Source organism: Stenotrophomonas rhizophila (assembly GCF_003751305.1).
GTDB lineage: Bacteria > Pseudomonadota > Gammaproteobacteria > Xanthomonadales > Xanthomonadaceae > Stenotrophomonas > Stenotrophomonas rhizophila_B.
This window is the reverse complement of sequence record NZ_RJKV01000003.1, coordinates 262,827-280,629: the sequence shown is the minus strand read 5'-3', so window position 1 is coordinate 280,629 and position 17,803 is coordinate 262,827. Positions and strand designations below refer to the sequence as shown.

Below are 17,803 nucleotides of genomic sequence, written 5' to 3'. Positions count from 1 at the left end.
GCGCAACGAGACCACCATGTTCACCAAGATCCTGATCGCCAACCGTGGCGAAATCGCCTGCCGCGTCATCGCTACCTGCCAGCGCCTGGGCATCGCCACCGTGGCGGTGTACTCCGACGCCGACCGCAACGCGCGCCACGTGCGCCTGGCCGACGAGGCCATCGCGATCGGCCCGGCGCCGGCGCGTGAGAGCTACCTGCGCGGCGACGCGATCCTGGAAGCCGCCCGCCGCACCGGCGCGCAGGCGATCCATCCCGGCTACGGCTTCCTCTCGGAGAACGCCGGCTTCGCGCAGGCCTGCGCCGAGGCGGGCCTCGTGTTCATCGGCCCCTCCGCTGCGGCGATCCGCGCGATGGGTGACAAGAGCGCGGCCAAGGCGCTGATGCAGCAGGCCGGCGTACCGCTCACCCCGGGCTACCACGGCGACGAGCAGATCCCCGAGTTCCTGCGCCAGCAGGCCGACAGCATCGGCTACCCGGTGTTGATCAAGGCCAGCGCCGGCGGCGGTGGCAAGGGCATGCGCCGCGTGGACGACAGCGCGACCTTCACCGAGGCGCTGGCCAGCTGCCAGCGTGAAGCGCAGTCCGCGTTCGGCAACGCACACGTGCTGGTGGAGAAGTATGTGGAGCGTCCGCGCCACATCGAGATCCAGGTGTTCGGCGACAGCCACGGCAACGTGGTGTACCTGTTCGAGCGCGACTGCTCGGTGCAGCGCCGCCACCAGAAGGTGCTCGAAGAAGCGCCCGCGCCCGGCATGACGCCCGAGCGCCGCGCCGCGATGGGCAAGGCCGCCGTCGATGCCGCGCGCGCGGTCAACTACGTCGGCGCGGGCACGGTGGAGTTCATCGCCGGCCCGGATGGCGATTTCTACTTCATGGAAATGAACACCCGCCTGCAGGTGGAGCACCCGGTCACCGAGTGCATCACCGGCACCGACCTGGTCGAGTGGCAGCTGCGCGTGGCCAGCGGTGAACCGCTGCCGCTGCAGCAGGATCAGCTGAAGATCCGCGGGCATGCACTGGAAGCCCGCCTGTATGCCGAAGACGCCGACCGCGGTTTCCTGCCCTCCACCGGCACCCTGCGCCACCTGCGCCTGCCGGCCAACACCGCGCACGTGCGCGTGGACGCCGGTGTCGAGCAGGGCGATGCGATCACCCCGTTCTACGACCCGATGATCGCCAAGCTGATCGTCTGGGACGTCGACCGCGACGCCGCGCTGCGCCGCATGCAGCAGGCCCTGGCCGAGTGCGAAGTGGTCGGCGTGACCACCAATGCCGCCTTCCTGCGCCGCCTGGTGATGACCGATTCGTTTACCCAAGCCAAGCTGGACACCGCGCTGATCGAGCGCGAGCAGGCCGCACTGGCTCCCAACGACGGCGACAGCGATCCGGCGCTCTGGGCGCTGGCCGCGATGGCCGGCGTGGCCACCAGCGAAGCCGCCAGCCGTGATGCGCGCGACCCGCACTCGCCGTGGCAGGCCCAGGATGGCTGGCGCCTCGGCGCGGCGGCCGCACGCGCGCTGACGCTGGAGCACCGGGGTGCACAGCGCAGCGTGGCCGTGCAGGGCGCGGGCGAGCAGTGGACCGTGCACATGGAGGGCAATGCGCTGCAGGGCAGCGGCCGCCTGGCCGGTGATGCATTGCGCGTGCAGATCGGCGAGCAGCTGCACCGTGCCACCGTCATCCGCGACGGCAATGAGCTGTACCTGTTCGGCAGCGAGGGCGTGCAGCGCTTCACCCTGCATGATCCGGTCAGCGAAGCGGACCAGTCCGTCGCCGATGCCGGCAGCCTGGTCGCGCCGATGCCGGGCCGTATCGTGGCCACACTCGTGTCACCGGGCACGGCGGTCAAACGCGGCGCACCGCTGCTGGTGCTGGAGGCGATGAAGATGGAGCACACGCTGCAGGCGCCGGCCGATGGCACCGTGCAGGGTTACCGGGTCAAAGCCGGGGACCAGGTGGGCGATGGGGCGGTGCTGGTGGATTTCGAGGCGGGTTGATCGCGTATGCGAAGGGCCACGTCAGGGAACCCGCTCCCATACTCGCTCAACGGGATCGAACTCTGTCGTGGCCATCTGAGCGCTGCGGTGACCGAATCCGCATACGGCCAACACGCCTTGCTCCATTCCCTCCAAGTCCAGCGCGGCTTCAATATCTTTCTCGTTGATTGCGGCGGTGACAAACGCGCCTAACCCCTGTTCCGTTGCACAGGTCAACAGCAACTGTGACAGATGCCCTACGTCCAGGATCACGGCCCGGTAGGCCTTGGCGTGATTTCTGTATTTCCAGTGTGATCGCGCGAAGCGTGCCACCAGAATCACCTGAACGTGCGCATCGGAGAACCACGGTTGCCCCGCACAGATCTTCTTAGCCAAGCCAATATGGATGGCAGATTGGTCTTCAAGACGGGTCAATGCGTGGTCAAGGGGGTGATAGTGATACAGGCCCGGCGTGATGCCATCCACGTGCTGAATGAGTAGATACGCCTCGGTGGGATGAAGCCCTCCAGCTGAGGGCGCGTTCTTTTTCAGGAAAGTGCTGTCTGCATCGAGGACGTAGGTCCCCGTCGCTCCAAAGCATCGCTGCAACATGCGCACAAGCGTGTCCTTCGACAAGGAACGCTCTCGGTCAAAGTTACGGCACGTGCTGCGCGATTGGAGCAGGATGTCGGTCTCATCCAGATCGAGGTTTGGAAGGTCGATCCGGCTACCGCGGGGTGGCACCGTCGCAGGCGGTGGCGGGCCCAGCCGGTCACGGAGACCGGCTGCAGTCTGCAGCCCGGCGACGCCCAACGCCACTCCACTGTCACGTCCTTGCCACCGGGACTGCCAATGCATCATGGCAGCAGGTCCCCACCAATCCAGGCTCCGCAAGCGCTCGTCCGCCAGTGCCTCTGGAGTGATGGACCCCTCTTGCAGAACAAGTCCATGCTGTAGCAGTGCTTCCAGTTCCACGTCGATGCCTCCGCAGCGCTGAGCCTGCCACGCGTCCGGATCAACTGCCTCAAGCCGTTGCATCATGGCAATGGAGACTTCCACGGGGGCATTCAGGTGCGGGGCCAAGGCACGCCAGGCGGAGCGCACCTGAAGACCGCTGCCGCCATCGATTACTGCCTGCAATGAAAACTCGCGGCATTGCCAGGGCTCAAGGTAAAGATGTCGGCAGCGTCGGATACGAGGGAGGGGCACGTTCTGCTTCCGGGGAGAAGTGGGCTGTTACATTGTCGGCTGCAGTCCCCAGGAATGAAGCGTCGATCAGCATCAGGTCAATGCTAAAGAGGATGTACAGGTGGCCGATATTGCAGTTGCCGTTGAAGTGGCACTCACTCAACCCACTCTTCACCCAATGTGACCGACATGACCGCTGACAAGAAGCCGCTTTCCCCAGAAGATGCGGTTCGCCTTCTGGATCTTTTGTGCACCGATGATGATTTTCGCAGCCAGTTTGCCGTGGATCCCGCGTCCGCGATGACCAAGGTCAGCGACGAAGCCGCCGCTTCGTGTCACATGTGCGAGCCGGCAGGGAAACTGGCCAGCAAGGAAGAGTTTGCGCAGGCGCGCACCGAGCTACTCAAGTACCTGGCCTCGCACGCCTCATTTTATGTGCCGCATTGCTTTGTCGCAGGCAAGGTAGACGAACAAATGAAACGTAAACCCCGCCCCTGACGGTCGCTACTGCTGGCGCGCACTATGCGCGTCAGTAGCATTGAGTGCCATCAGGGAATACGTACCGGCGTTCTCCGCATACACCAGCCCACGATGCCTGGAAAGCCATACGCGTTCGCGCTCGGCTGATGCCTGATCACCCTTGTCCAGGTAGGCCATGTGCAACGCCACATGTACCTGGAACAACTCTGCACCATCCACCAGTGCACTCAGTCGTTTGATGCTGGTATCGATGCGGCCCGATCTTCGATCGATTTCCGCGCTGGCAAGTTCGGCCATCTGCCGGGCTCGCGGATCACCAAGTTCACTCGCCATTCTGGTGAACACCGGCGACCAACGTTCGGCAACCGTACTCTCCCCCGCGCGCTGGGCCAGGTATACGCCCGCAGAGCCCATGTACAGCCATTCAGCCCGGTCACTACCAACGGCCGCCATTGCCTGCTGGTGCATGTTGGAAAGGGCTTGCCCAAACTCGTCGCCGCGCGGAGCGGAGCCCGAAACAGTTCTGAGCGCCAATTCCTGAAGCGAAAGTGCATTACAGACGTGGCCCTCAATGTCGCACGACTTACGCGCCCTGCGCGCATTGCCCAGCGCCTCATCCGCCTGACCTTGATCGGCGGCAATAGCTGTTCTCTGAAACCATGCCGGCAATGAGTCGTTGGGGATCGCATCCAAGACCCTGGATGCTCCGACAAAATCATCTCGAGCAGCAAGCACCGAAGCGAATTCGCGATTGGGTTGCCCTCGCCCCGCGCTCTCCACCTGCCGATACGTCTGAAGCGCCTGATCCAGCTCTTCCTGCGCCAACTGCGTTCTGGCCAACATTTGCAGGGCGACGTTGTACATTGGATTCTGTGTCACAGCAGCAAGGCGGGCCACCGCCTCGGCGTCTCCGTAACGGCCGAGGGAGAAGAGGGCATTTGCACGGTTGGCGTGTGCGGCATGGTAGTCAGGGTACAGGTCACCAAGCAGCTTCCATTTATGCGCAGCAACAGCAACGCCTGCATCGTTGAGTTCAGATGCCCAGGCGTCCAGATAAAGCGCATCGCGCGGCGCCATCTTTGCCTTCAATGCCAGTGTACGTTTCAGCAACTGTCGCGCGCGGATCGTTTCGCCACGAGCGAAATAAACGCGCATTTGGCCAATGTACGCAAAGGCGAACTCGGGATCGAATCGTGCGGACTGCTCAAAGAATGCCAGCGCGTCCGGATATCGATACTCTCCGTATGCCTTGAGACCAGCGGCGTACGCATGCAACGCATCCAGATTGCTGGTGGCTACCTCGGGCAGAGGAGCGGACGTCCGGCTGACGTCCTTCATTGCCTCGCCCAAGCGCGTGCGTAAGGACGCAACCACACTGTCAGTGGAAGCGAGCGCCGAGTCCACACCTCGCCCGTCCGCGTACTCGGAGTAGACCGTCGCCCCTGTTCGGGGATCTACGATTTCCACTGCAACCCGCAGACTTCCGTTCACCTCCATGACAGACGGCATGATGACCGCGCGCGCGCCCTCTCGAATCGCAACTTCGTTGGCCGTGCGTCTGTCCATGGGCATGTCGGGTTTGCGCTGCATCCGGTGAAGCGTGTCGCGCACCTTCAGATCGCCAAGTACGTTTACGTACCGTGATTGCTCCAAGCTGATACGAAATGCCTGTTGCAGCGAATCATCAAGCAGAGCGTTGTCGGTCATGTTGCTGACATCACCCAGTACTACCCAATCCCGCTCAGCAAATGCTATTGCGGGCTCCGGACGGAACATTGCCCAAGCGCCAATAGCCAGCATGACCAGGACGGCCGTTTCTGCGGCCAATGCCGCTGGCTGCCGCCATAAGGGAATGTCGCGCCGCGCCTTAGCGTTGCTACGAGGCATTCGAAGAGGAGCAAAGCCTACTTCGCCAACCTCAAAGACCTCCTGGCTGGTCGGTACGCCTTTGAAGCGCCACCGCCCGTGCGACTTCCACAGCAGGTTTTTACCGCGCTCACCCAGTTCAGCAGTCGCCCGGTGGGTGAGCGATTCGGCCACCGCCGACAGCAGAATCTGCCCGGGTCGCGCCAACGTCATCAATCGGGCCGCCATGGGCTTGGCCAACCCTTCCACTTCCACCGACTTCGCCCCCACCTTGACCGCTTCCGCACTGTTTTCCCATGTGAGGATCTCGCCCACATGGAGGCCGGCGCGCGCGCGAAGCATGATGGAGCGCGCCTGCCCCAAACGCTGCAGTCCGCGCTGGTAGTCCAACGCGAAGCCGAGCGCATCTATGGCCCGCTCGAACAACAGGAACAGCCCATCCGATCGATCGATCTGCTGCCCATTCCACTGCTGCTGCAACACCAGCACCAGCCGATCATGCTCCTGGAACAACTCCGCCGCGGCCGCATCGCCAATCCGCTCCACCAGGATCAGCGAGTCGCACAGATCGGTGAACAACAGCGCCCGCATCTGCGGGGCCTGGGTCGACGTTCCGTTGTCGCCGTTCATGCCGATCTCCCGATCAGGGTGTGGCGGTCGCCGAGCGCGACCAGTGCAATCGGTTGCCGCCCAGGCGCTTGGCCTGGTACAGCGCGTTGTCGGCGCGAGCGTACCACTCGCTCCAGTCGGTACGGGGGTCGATCAGGCATACGCCGATGCTGACCGGGCAGAGGTGCGGCACGCCCTGCGCGCGCCCCATCAGGCCGTGCACGGCGCTGAGGATGAACTCGGCCGCGTGCTGCAGGCTGTCCGGGTTGACGTGGCGCAGCAGCAGGCAGAACTCGTCACCCCCGAGTCGGCAGGCAATGTCCAGCTCGGTGGTGACCGAGCGCAGGATGTTGGCCACGCTCTGCAGTACGCGGTCGCCGGCCTGGTGGCCATGTTCGTCATTGACCTGCTTGAAGTGGTCGCAGTCGATCAGCAGCAGGCCCTGCGGCGCGCTGTCTTCCTGCGCGCGGCATTCCTGCAGGTACAGCGCCAGGCCACGCCGGTTGTGCAGGCCGGTCAGCTCGTCGGTGCGCACCAGCTCACGGGTGTGGGTGAGCTGGTGGGTGGTGACGTAGAGGTTGTCCAGCGCGGTTTCGAGATCGTGGTTGCGGCGGCGCAGCTGGCGGATCAGCACCTGCTCGTTGCCCACCACGCGCATGATCGTGCGGCGCAGGAAATAGGCGAGCAGGCTGGGGTCACGGTTGACCAGGCGCTGGAAATCATCGTGGTCCAGTTCGAGCACGACGCTGTCTTCGACGGCACGTGCACCGGCACTGCGCTGGTGGTCGCCGATCAGCAGACCCAGCTCGCCGAAGAACTCATTGGGGCCCAACGACTTGACCACCAGGTCTTCGCCGAAATCCAGTTCGATGCAGCCGCTGACGATGACGTACATCGTGCTGCCGGCATGGCCGCGGTGGAACAGGTGCGTGCCTTCGTCCAGCTTGCGCTGGCGGCCGAACTCGGAGAACAATGCCGACTCGCCGCTGCTCAGGATGGCGTGCACGATCTCAGCCATCGCCTTTCGGTCGATGTCTGTTTCTCGTTCGCACATGATCGCCGCCGCACCCTTGCCGGTCATTTCCGAACACCCGCTTTCCAGCGCCCCCTGGTGAGCGATGGAGGATAGCACTCCTCAAAACTGTGCGCCCTATCCCATTTCCGACTATTACGCCCCAAAATCGTGAAACGGTGCACGTTCTGCCGCCTTCGACCCCCTGAAGACCGGGCTGCGGCACCCGAAAAGGGCGGCCAGTCCCCCGACTGACCGCCCTGCTGGCCCTCCCTGGCCCCCTGCCCGGACGGGGTCAGGCCGCCCGGTCGGCGTTGAACTGCTCTTCCTCGGTGGACCCGCTCAGGGCGGTGGTCGAGGACTGGCCCTGCTGGATCGCCTGGGTCACCGCGTCGAAGTAGCCCGTGCCGACTTCACGCTGGTGCTTGACCGCGGTGAAGCCCCGGTCGGCGGCGGCGAACTCGGCTTCCTGCAGCTCCACGAAGGCGCTCATCTGGCGGCGGGCATAGCCGTGGGCCAGGTTGAACATCGAGTAGTTCAGGGCGTGGAAGCCGGCCAGGGTGATGAACTGGAACTTGTAGCCGTAGGTAGCGATCTCCTTCTGGAACGTCGCGATGGTGGCGTCGTCCAGGTTCTTCTTCCAGTTGAAGCTGGGCGAGCAGTTGTAGGCCAGCAGCTTGCCGGGGAACTTCGCATGGATCGCCTCGGCGAACTTGCGGGCGAACTCCAGGTCCGGCTTGCCGGTCTCGCACCAGACCAGGTCGGCGTAGGGCGCATACGCCAGGCCGCGGCTGATCGCCTGGTCCAGGCCGTTGCGGGTCTTGTAGAAGCCTTCCACGGTGCGCTCGCCGGTGGTGAACGGCTGGTCGTTGCCATCCACATCGCTGGTCAGCAGGTCGGCGGCCTCGGCATCGGTACGCGCCACCAGCAGGGTCGGCACGCCCAGCACGTCGGCGGCCAGGCGCGCGGCGTTGAGCTTCTCGATCGCCTCGCGGGTCGGCACCAGCACCTTGCCGCCCATGTGCCCGCACTTCTTCACCGAGGCCAGCTGGTCCTCGAAGTGCACGCCGGCCGCGCCCGCCTCGATCATCGCCTTCATCAGTTCGAAGGCGTTGAGCACGCCGCCGAACCCGGCTTCGGCATCGGCCACGATCGGCTGCAGGAAGTCGATCTCATCCTTGCCTTCGGCGTGGTGCAGCTGGTCGGCGCGCAGCAGGGTGTTGTTGATGCGCTTGACCACCGCCGGCACCGAATCGGCCGGGTACAGCGACTGGTCCGGGTACATCTGGCCGGCCAGGTTGGCATCGGCGGCGACCTGCCAGCCGGACAGGTAGATGGCATTCAAACCGGCCTTGACCTGCTGCATGGCCTGGTTGCCGGTCAGCGCGCCGAGCGCGTTGACGAAGTCCTTTTCCTGCAGGTATTTCCACAGCTTCTCCGCGCCCAGCCGCGCCAGCGAGTGCTCCACGTGCACGGTGCCACGCAGGCGCACCACGTCGGCGGCGGTGTAGTTGCGGGTGATCCCGGCCCAGCGCGGGTCGGTGTTCCAAGCGTGCTGGATCTGTTCGGCGGTCTGCAGGGTGCTCATGTCGAATCTCCAAGGGGAACGGATGCGGTGACAGCAGGGGGATGACGGGGGTCAGTCGAGGCGGTCGTAAGCCGGCAGGGTCAGGAAGTCGGTGAGTTCCTCGCGGCGGCTGAGCTCGGCCAGCAGCGCGATGGACGCGGGGATGCGGCCGCCGCCCGGCAGCGCGGCGGTATCGCCCAGCCGCGCCGGCAGCTGGGCCAGGGTGGCGTCGAGCAGCGCCAGGTCGATGGCGGTGCCGTCGTCCAGGTGCTGGCCGGGGGTGTGCAGCCACTGCCATACCTGGCTGCGGCTGATTTCGGCGGTGGCCGCGTCTTCCATCAGGTGGTGGATCGGCACGCAGCCGTTGCCGTCCAGCCAGGCGGCCAGGTAGCGCACACAGACTTCGACGTTGCCCTCGAAGCCGGCGCGGGTGATGGTGCCGGTGGGGGCGGCGATCAGATCATCGCGGCCAACCTGCACGTCGTTGCGCAGCACGCGGTGCTGGTTCGGCCCGGGCATGTGCGCGTCGAAGATCGCCTGCGCGACCGGGATCAGCGCGGGGTGGGCGACCCAGGTGCCGTCATGGCCGGCGCTGACTTCGCGCAGCTTGTCCGCCCGCACCCGTGCCATCGCCTGTTCGTTGGCGGCCGCGTCATGGTTGATCGGAATCTGCGCGGCCATGCCGCCCATCGCATGTGCGCCACGGCGATGGCAGGTCCGGATCAGCAGCTCCGAGTACGCCTTCAGGAACGGCTGCGTCATCGTCACCTGGCCGCGCTCGGGCAGCACCTTGTCGGCGTGCCGGCGGAAGGTCTTGATGTAGGAAAAAATGTAATCCCAGCGGCCACAGTTCAGGCCGACGATGCGGTCGCGCAGCGCATGCAGGATCTCGTCCATCTCGAACACCGCCGGCAGCGTTTCGATCAGCACGGTGACCTTGATCTGCCCATGCGGCAGGCCGAGCATGCCCTCGATGTGCGACAGCGCGGTCTCCCACAGCGCCGCCTCTTCCATGCTCTGCAGCTTGGGCAGGTAGAAGTACGGGCCCCGCTGCCTGCACATCAGGGTGCGGGCATTGTGGAAGGCGAACACCGCCGCATCGAACAGGCCACCGGCGATCGGCTGGCCATCGATGCGCACGTGCTTCTCATCCAGGTGCCAGCCCCGCGGGCGCACGATCAGCACGGCCTGCTCGTTGAACGGGCGCAGCGTGTACTGCTTGCCCGGCTTGCCATCGATGGACGGCCCGGTGTGGGTCAGGTCGCCACGCACCGCGCCGATCAGCGCCTGCTGGCCGGCCAGCAGGTTGCGCCAGGCCGGGGCGGTGGAATCCTCGAAGTCGGCCATGAACACCTTGGCGCCGGAGTTCAGCGCGTTGATGACCATCTTCGGGTCGGTCGGGCCGGTGATCTCCACCCGGCGGTCCTGCAGCGCCTCCGGCAACGGGGCGACATGCCAGTCGCCGCTGCGGATCTCGGCGGTATCGGCACGGAAGTCCGGCAGGCCGCCGCCATCGAAGAAGGCCTGGCGCGCCACCCGTGCCTGCAGCCGGCGCTGGCGCTCCGGTTCCACCGCCCGGTGCAGCGACACCAGCAGCGCCAGCACCCCCGCCGGCAGCAGCGCGGACTGGCCGGCCAGCTGGGTGGTGAGGGCAATGCCCGGGGTGGCCGGTGCATCGGCGGGGGTGGGCTGGGCGGTGGCGTAAGCGACAGCGGACATGGCGGGCTCCTGCGGTGCGGTTGAGCTCCACCGTGCGCCGGCGTACCGATATTTGACAAAGCAGTTATTGCAATGGCTTACATAAGGGGTGCTTATACTCATGACGCCATGACCACGCCGCGCACGCCAAGTCCCCGGTTTTCCTACAAATCCGATCGGCTCAAGCCGCTGCGGGCGTTCTGTCAGACGGTCCGCCTCGGATCAGTCTCACGGGCAGCTGAGGCGCTGTTCGTCAGTCAACCGGCCATCAGCCAGCAATTGCAGGCCCTGGAGCGCGAACTCGGCGTCAATCTGTTCGAGCGCAGCGGCCGCCGCCTGGTGCCCAGCCGCGAAGGTCAGCTGCTGTACGAGATGGCGCTGCCGCTGGTGGAGAACCTGGACGGGCTGGAGGCCAGCTTCCGCGACAAGGTGAAGGGGCTGGATGCCGGCGAGCTCAACATCGCGGCCAACAGCTCGACCATCCTGTACCTGCTGCCGCGCATCGTGGAGCGCTTCCGCCAGCGCCATCCCGATGTCCGCCTGACCCTGCACAACGCGATCAGCGCCGACGGCACCGATCTGCTGCGCAGCGATGCGGCGGACCTGGCAGTGGGCTCGATGACCGACGTGCCGGCCGACCTCAGCTACGCCCCGGCCTACCGCTTCGAGCAGGTGCTGATCGCCCCGCCCGAGCACCCGCTGGCGCACGGCGAACTGAGCCTGGAGGCGATCTCGCAGTACCCGCTGGTGCTGCCGCCCAAACGACAGATCACCTACCGGCTGGTTGACCAGGTGTTCCAGCGGCATCGGCTGCCCTACACCGTGGCGCTGGAGGTGGGCGGCTGGGAAGTGATCAAGCAGTACGTGGCGATGGGCATGGGCATTTCGATCGTGCCGGCGCTCTGCCTGCACGATGCCGACCGCGAGAAGCTGGTGACGCGCTCGATGGGTGCGTGGTTCCCGGAGCGCAGTTATGGCGTGATCGTGCGGCGCGGGCGGTTCCTGTCAGCGCAGGCACGGGCGTTCATCGAGCTGATCCAGCCGGACCTGTTCAGCCCGCGCAGCTATGATGAAAGTGGCCATTCCGAGCGCTGACGCACGCCCCATGTCCATCGAACTCCGCCACCTGCGCTACTTCCTGGCCGTCGCCGAGACGCTGCACTTCGGTCGCGCGGCCGAGCGGCTGGGGATGTCGCAGCCGCCGCTCAGCCAGCAGATCCGTCAGCTGGAAACACTGCTCGGCGCGCGGCTGTTCCTGCGCGCGAACCGCCGGGTGGAACTGACCGACGCCGGGCGCGTGCTGCAGGAGCAGGCGCGTGAGGTGCTGGCGCGGGTGGATACCGCGATCGATCTGACCCAGCGCGCGCAGCGCGGGGAAACCGGTGAGCTGCGCATCGGGCTGACCCGGGCCACGCCGCTGTCCACGCAGATCCCGCGCGCGATTTTCGCCTACCGCCAGCAGTTTCCGCAGGTGCAGTTGAAGCTGCGCGAGATGAACACCCTGCAGCAGATCGATGCGCTGATGGCCGGCGAACTGGATGTCGGGTTGATCCGCAAACGTGCCCTGCCCGCGCCGCTGATGTCACGCAAACTGTTCAGTGATCCGCTCGCGCTGGTGGTGCACGACCAGCATCCGCTGGTACGTGAGTTGCCGGCCGATGCGGCGGTGGCGCTGCGTCTGTTCGCGCATGAGCCGTTCGTCGGGTTCCTGCGCGAGGTCGGCGCGGGCATCCACGATCACTTCATCGCGTTGTGCCGGGGCGCCGGCTTCACGCCGCGCATCGTGCAGGAAGCCGGGGAAGCCTCGACACTGATCAGCCTGGCGGCCTCAGGGTTGGGGGTAACGGTGCTACCCGCCTCGTGCAGCCATATCCAGGTGGACGGCGCGCGCTTCGTCGCACTCAGTGATCGAGCGGCCAGTTCGGAAGTGCACGTGGCCTGCCGCCGCGGCACAGCTTCGCCGTTGATCGGTCACTTCACGCGGCTCCTGCAGGGCGTCAGCGGCTGAGCGCAATCGCGGCGGCGGCCGGTTGCACGCGCTGGCCGAGACGCCACGCGATCACGCCACCGGCCACGGTCAGTACGCCGACGAAACCGCACACGCCCAGCCAGTCCCACTGCGTGTAGAACACACCGCCGAGCACGCCGGCCACGCTGGAGCCCAGGTAGTAAGCGAACAGATACAGCGCGGACGCTTCGGCGCGCATCGCACCGGCGCGGCTGCCGACCCAGCTGCTGGCCACCGAGTGGCCGCCGAAGAAGCCGAACGTCACCAGCGCGATGCCGGCCGCCATGCAGCCCAGCCACGGCATCGCGAGCAGCACGATGCCCAGCGCGATCAGTCCGTAGCAGATCGCCAGCACGCGGCTGCGGCCATGGCGATTGGCCTGCTGCCCCATCCACGCCGAGCTGAAGGTGCCGACCAGGTACACGCTGAAGATCAGGCCGACCACGGTCTGGCTGAGGCCATACGGCGGCGCCAGCAGGTGGAAGCCGAGATAGTTGTAGAGGGTGACGAACACGCCCATCAACACGAAGGCGGTGGCGAACAACCACGGCAACCCGGGATCGCCGAACAGGCTGCGCCAGCGCGAAGGCAGTTCGCGCAGGCCGCCACGGCGGCTCTGGAAGTGGCGTGACGGCGGCAGCTGGATCCACAGCAGCACGGTACTGAGCAGTGCGATCAGCGAGACCACGCCGATACCCCAGCGCCAGCCCCAATGGTCGGCAACGATGCCCGCGATGAGACGACCGCTCATGCCGCCGATCGCATTGCCGCCGATGTACAGGCCCATCGCCAGGCCCAGCGCGCGGCTGTCCATTTCCTCGGCGAGGTAGGTCATGCCCACTGCCGGGACGCCACTGAGCGCGATGCCGAGCAGCGTGCGCAACACCAGCAGCGTGGTCCAGTCATCCACCATCGCGGTGGCGACAGACAACACGCTGGACGCCAGCAACGCCGCGACCATCACGCTGCGACGCCCGATGCGGTCGGAGATCAATCCCGCGATCAGCATCGAGACCGCCAGCAGACCGGTGCTCAGCGACAGGGTCAGCGCACTGTTGGCTGCGGAGACACCGAAGTGGCGACTGAATTCCGGCAGCAGCGGCTGCACCGTGTAGAGCAGCCCGAAGGTGGAAAAGCCGGCCAGGAACAGCGCGGCCGCCGTGCGCCGGAAGGCCGGGGTGCCCTGCTGGATCTGATCGCCGGCCGCCGCTGCGGTGGCCGGGGAGCTGCGATCGGGGACCGCTGCGGTGTCGCCATTCATGCCGGTAAGGCCCGCGTAGACGGGCCGGAGCGAGGAGTCAGCGCTCAGGATAGGCAGCGCCGGCAGGTCGATCCATAACCTGATAGGTCTGAATCGAGATGTTGCAGATATCGATTCAGATCGCGACGGGCATTACAGCATCTGCCAGGTCAGGCCTTCGCCGCGTCGGTAGTAGACGTGCGAGGCCTTGCCGTACAACGCGCTGGCCTGGACCAGGCCGAAGAAGCGGCCGTCGGCACTGTTGCCGCGGTGGTCGCCGAGCATCAGCACCTGCCCGGCGGGCACGGTCAGGCCGGTGATGTCCGGACCACCGCCCTGGCCCAGATCCAGCTGCGCCAGATGCTGACCGAAGTCTTCGATCTCACCCACCCCGGCCTGAGCCAGCGGATGGCCGTTGATGCTGAGGTGACCGTCGTGCAGCTCGACCCGATCCCCGCCAACCGCCGCGATGCGCTTGATCAGCCGGGTGCCGTCCTGCGGTGAATCGAACACCGCCACGTCACCGCGCTGCGGCTGGCCGGTGTGCAGCAGTTCCACCGACGTAAACGGCAGGCGCACGCCGTAGGCGCGCATGTCCACCACCACCCGGTCGCCGGGCATCAGCGTGTGCTGCATCGAGCCGCTGGGTACCTGGTAGTGGTTGGCCAAGGTGTCGCGCGCCGCAGCGAGCAGGCCGAGCATCACCAGCAGCGGCAGGGCTTCCTTCTTCAGCCAGCGCAGCAGGCGGTGGTCGGTGGGGGCAGAGGCGGCGGCGGGGGTGTCCATACGGGCGCTCCAGGAAGTGTGTGGCTGTGACCGGACGGGAGCCGGGCAAGTTCCCTGGCCGGGTCCCAAAAACTACGCACTGTTTACGCCGGGCGTGCCGGGTCGGCATCGCGGTTTTACGGGGCGCAGCCGCATCGTGGCGACACCGCACCGAAGGGTGCTTCGAAGAGACGCTCCATGACCATCCTGCTGATCCGGCACACACCGTCGAACGCCGTGCCGGACGCGTCGCCGCTGCCTGCACGGGTCGCCGGGCACCGCCTGGCCTGCCGCGACTGCGACTCTCTGCCGGCCCTGGTGCGCTGCCTGCAGCGTGCCCAGCGCAGCCGCCCGGCGCTGGTCCTGATCGCCACCGCGGCGGTCGATGCACCGCAGTGGGCGCGCTACGGCCAGGCACTGCGCACCGCGCTGGAGGACCTGCCGGTGCCGTACATCGAGATGGCCAGCGACGACGACGACGCGCTGGACGAGCACCTGCATCCGCAGCATGCCCCGGCCGCGCGGGTCGTCTGCAGCAGCGGTCGCCAGGATGCGTGCCGGCTGTCGTTGGCGATCGCCGCCCATCGCCTGCAGGCCGTAGAGGGCTGAGCCATGTCGATCTTCATCATCCGTGGGCCGGAAGCGGCCGGGCAGCTGATCCGTACCGCGCAGCCGTTGCCGCCGCTCGTCCTCAAATCCCTGGTGCATCGCGCGATCGATGCGGGCACCACGGTGGCGATCCGCGCGTGTGGCTCGGAGCAGGAACTGCTGGATGCCCTGCGCGTGGCCGATCACAGCCGAGGCGAAGTCACCCTGCTCGATCCGGGTGCGTGCGTGGACAGCGCGCGCCTGCAGCGCCTGCTGCCGCATCTGCATAACGCCTACGTGGAAGTGCACGACGACGATGCGCGCGCCCCGGAGGCGTGCCTGCCAGCGCATGTGGGCCAGCGCATCGGCGTGGCCCGGGGGTACTGCGCGCAGAGTTACATGCACGCGCTGGAGATCGCGCTGGATCACCTGGGGTGCAGTGAAATCGCTGAGGGCGTGCATGTGGGGACGTGATGCGCCCGCCCCAGCGGAGCAGCAACCCAAAAAAAACGGCAGGGTTTCCCCTGCCGTTTTCGTTTCAGCGTGTACCGGTGGCAGGCGTACCGACCAACGGTCGGTACCTACCGGGATGCCGCGATTATTTCAGGCCACGATTGACCAGCAGCGGTTCCACCGACGGATCCTTGCCGCGGAACTCGCGGTACAGATCGGCCAGCTCCACGCTGTTGCCGCGCGAGAGGATCTTGTCGCGGAACACCTGGCCGTTCTCCGGGGTCAGGCCACCGTTCTCCTTGAACCACTCGAAGGCGTCATGGTCCAGCACTTCGGCCCAGAAGTAGGCGTAATAGCCGGACGAATACCCACCGCCCCAGATGTGATCGAAGTAGCTGGTGCGGTAGCGCGGCGGCACCTGCGGCAGGTCGACCTTGAACTTCTTCAGCGCGGCCGCTTCAAACGGGGCGACGTCCTGCAGCTTGGCGTCGGCCGGCTGGGTGTGCCAGGCCAGGTCGAGCAGGGCGGCCGAGAGGTACTCGGTGGTCGCATAGCCCTGGTTGAAGGTGCGCGCCTTGAGGATCTTGTCGACCAGCGCCTGCGGCATCGGCTCGCCGGTCTTGTAGTTCTTGGCGTAGTTGGCGAAGACCTTCGGGTCCAGCGCCCAATGCTCGTTGAACTGCGAGGGGAACTCGACGAAGTCGCGCGAGGTGCTGGTACCGGCGATGGACGGGTACTTCACCTTCGAGAACATGCCGTGCAGCGCGTGGCCGAACTCATGGAACATCGTGGTCACGTCATCGAAGCTCAGCAGCGCGGGCTGGCCGGCGGCGGGCTTGGTGAAGTTGCACACGTTGTACACCACCGGCTTGGCACCGGTCAGGCCGTCCTGTTCGACGAACACATCCATCCAGGCGCCGCCGGACTTGCTGTCACGCTTGAAGTAGTCGGTGTAGAACAGGGCCAGCGAGGTGCCGTCCTTGTCGAACACTTCGTAGACCTTCATGTCCGGGTGGTAGGTGGGGATGTCGGTACGCGGCTTGAAGGTGATGCCGTACAGCTGCGTGGCGGCGTAGAAGACGCCGTTCTGCAACACGTTGTCCATCTCGAAGTACGGCTTGATCTGCGATTCGTCCAGGTCGTACTGCGCCTTGCGCACCTGTTCGGCGTAGAAGTCCCAATCGGAGGCAGCGAGCTTGAAGCCGCCCTTCTGCGCATCGATCACCTTCTGCATTTCGCTGATCTCACCACGCGCCTTGGCGGTGGCGGCCGGCACGGTGTCGGTCAGCAGCTTGAGCGCGGCGGCCGGGGTCTTGGCCATCTGGTCGGCCAGGCTGTAGGCGGCGTAGTTCTCGAAGCCGAGCAGCTTGGCCTTCTGCGCGCGCAGCTGGGCCAGGCGCTGGATGGTCTCGCGCGTGTCGTTGGCGTCGCCCTTTTCGGCCCGGGTTTCCGACGCCTTCAGCACCGCAGCACGCTGCTCGCGGTCGCTCAGCGAGCCGAGCACCGGCTGCTGGGTGGTGTTCTGCAGCGGCAGCAGGTACTTGCCATCGAGGTTGCGGGCCTTGGCATCGGCGGCGGCGGTGTTGATCGCATCCTCATCCAGGCCGGCCAGCTTGGCCTTGTCATCGACGACCACGGCACCGGCGGCGGTCGCAGCCACCAGACGGGTGTGGAACTGCGTGGCCAGCGTGGTTTCTTCCACGTTGAGCTTGCGCAGCGAGGCCTTGTCGGCATCGTTCAACTGCGCGCCGGCGCGCACGAACTCCTGGTAGTCACGCTCGACCAGGCGCTTCTGCACCGGGTCCAGGCCCAGCGCATCGCGCTGGTCGTAGATGGTCTTGATGCGGGCGAACAGCTTCGGGTCGAGGTTGATCTCGTCCTGGTGTTCGGCCAGCTTCGGGGCGACTTCTTCCTGCACCTTCTGGCGTGCATCGTTGGTGTCGGCCTGGACCAGGCCGAAGAAGATGCGCGACACGCGGGTCAGCGTCTCGCCGCTGCGCTCCAGCGCTTCGATGGTGTTGTCGAAGGTGGCCGGCTCGGGGTTGTCGGCGATCTTGCGGACTTCGGCCAGGTGCTGCTTCATGCCTTCGTTGAAGGCCGGCAGGTAGTCACTGTCCTTGATCTTGTCGAACGGCGGCGCTTGGAACGGCAGCGTGCTGGCGCTCAACAGCGGGTTGGCGGACGCATCGGCCGGCTGCTGGGTCGGGGCGGGCTGGGTATCGGTCACGGGGGTGGACTCCTTGCCGGAACAGGCCGCCAGCGCCAGGCTGATGGCAGCGGCCAAAACTACGGTACGCGACATGAAACGGGCTCCTTGGATGAGGGCGCGGGACGGAAAATCCCGCAGCCGA

The 17,803-nt window shown here is 66.1% G+C and carries 14 protein-coding genes; 6 read left to right on the top strand and 8 right to left on the bottom strand.

What is annotated here, in order from left to right; all coding sequences use genetic code 11:
* The first annotated feature begins 16 nt into the window (after positions 1–16).
* Positions 17–1,999 carry an acetyl/propionyl/methylcrotonyl-CoA carboxylase subunit alpha gene (locus EDF74_RS16295; protein ID WP_123731210.1) on the top strand — a complete coding sequence of 661 codons (1,983 nt, stop codon included), beginning with the start codon at positions 17–19 and terminating at the stop codon, positions 1,997–1,999.
* 21 nt (positions 2,000–2,020) lie between these two features.
* On the opposite strand, the gene EDF74_RS16290 is transcribed toward EDF74_RS16295, so the two are convergent.
* The gene (locus EDF74_RS16290; RefSeq protein WP_260232293.1) at positions 2,021–3,187 is read right to left on the bottom strand and encodes a putative peptide maturation dehydrogenase; all 1,167 of its coding nucleotides are present in this window, start codon (positions 3,185–3,187) and stop codon (positions 2,021–2,023) included.
* Positions 3,188–3,355: 168 nt separating this feature from the next.
* Here EDF74_RS16290 and EDF74_RS16285 point away from each other — a divergent pair, with 168 nt between their 5' ends.
* The gene (locus EDF74_RS16285) at positions 3,356–3,664 is read left to right on the top strand and encodes an NHLP-related RiPP peptide (protein ID WP_148045966.1); all 309 of its coding nucleotides are present in this window, start codon (positions 3,356–3,358) and stop codon (positions 3,662–3,664) included.
* A gap of 6 nt (positions 3,665–3,670) precedes the next feature.
* Here the strand turns inward: EDF74_RS16285 and EDF74_RS16280 are convergent, their stop codons facing one another.
* The 4 genes from EDF74_RS16280 to aceB all read right to left on the bottom strand — a co-directional run bounded on the left by EDF74_RS16280 (position 3,671) and on the right by aceB (position 10,419).
* Positions 3,671–6,142, bottom strand: a complete 2,472-nt coding sequence (locus EDF74_RS16280; protein WP_123731085.1) for a putative peptide modification system cyclase — start codon at positions 6,140–6,142, stop codon at positions 3,671–3,673.
* 13 nt (positions 6,143–6,155) lie between these two features.
* A complete protein-coding gene (locus EDF74_RS16275; RefSeq protein WP_123731084.1) occupies positions 6,156–7,202 on the bottom strand; it encodes a GGDEF domain-containing protein in 1,047 nt (348 codons plus the stop codon).
* Positions 7,203–7,428: 226 nt separating this feature from the next.
* Positions 7,429–8,721, bottom strand: a complete 1,293-nt coding sequence (gene aceA, locus EDF74_RS16270) for an isocitrate lyase (protein ID WP_123731083.1) — start codon at positions 8,719–8,721, stop codon at positions 7,429–7,431.
* A 51-nt stretch (positions 8,722–8,772) separates the two neighbouring features.
* Positions 8,773–10,419, bottom strand: a complete 1,647-nt coding sequence (gene aceB, locus EDF74_RS16265; protein WP_123731082.1) for a malate synthase A — start codon at positions 10,417–10,419, stop codon at positions 8,773–8,775.
* Positions 10,420–10,527: 108 nt separating this feature from the next.
* Here aceB and EDF74_RS16260 point away from each other — a divergent pair, with 108 nt between their 5' ends.
* Together EDF74_RS16260 and EDF74_RS16255 are read left to right on the top strand one after the other, a co-directional pair.
* Entirely contained in the window at positions 10,528–11,493 is a 966-nt protein-coding gene (locus EDF74_RS16260) for a LysR family transcriptional regulator (protein ID WP_123731081.1), read from the top strand.
* A 10-nt stretch (positions 11,494–11,503) separates the two neighbouring features.
* Positions 11,504–12,406, top strand: coding sequence for a LysR substrate-binding domain-containing protein (locus tag EDF74_RS16255; RefSeq protein WP_123731080.1), 903 nt, complete (start codon positions 11,504–11,506; stop codon positions 12,404–12,406).
* Here EDF74_RS16255 and EDF74_RS16250 read toward each other — a convergent pair.
* Both EDF74_RS16250 and lepB read right to left on the bottom strand, forming a co-directional pair.
* Entirely contained in the window at positions 12,396–13,667 is a 1,272-nt protein-coding gene (locus EDF74_RS16250; RefSeq protein ID WP_123731079.1) for an MFS transporter, read from the bottom strand. The genes EDF74_RS16255 and EDF74_RS16250 overlap by 11 nt on opposite strands.
* Positions 13,668–13,799: 132 nt before the next feature.
* Complete coding sequence (gene lepB, locus EDF74_RS16245) at positions 13,800–14,432, bottom strand: signal peptidase I (protein ID WP_123731078.1); 633 nt, start codon at positions 14,430–14,432, stop codon at positions 13,800–13,802.
* A 177-nt stretch (positions 14,433–14,609) separates the two neighbouring features.
* Between lepB and EDF74_RS16240 the strand changes: the two genes are divergently transcribed.
* The gene (locus tag EDF74_RS16240; protein WP_123731077.1) at positions 14,610–15,020 is read left to right on the top strand and encodes a hypothetical protein; all 411 of its coding nucleotides are present in this window, start codon (positions 14,610–14,612) and stop codon (positions 15,018–15,020) included.
* Between the two features lie 3 nt (positions 15,021–15,023).
* Entirely contained in the window at positions 15,024–15,473 is a 450-nt protein-coding gene (locus EDF74_RS16235) for a 3-dehydroquinate dehydratase (RefSeq protein WP_123731076.1), read from the top strand.
* Between the two features lie 124 nt (positions 15,474–15,597).
* Here EDF74_RS16235 and dcp read toward each other — a convergent pair whose 3' ends face one another.
* Entirely contained in the window at positions 15,598–17,754 is a 2,157-nt protein-coding gene (gene dcp / locus EDF74_RS16230) for a peptidyl-dipeptidase Dcp (protein ID WP_046272277.1), read from the bottom strand.
* Positions 17,755–17,803 lie beyond the last annotated feature (49 nt).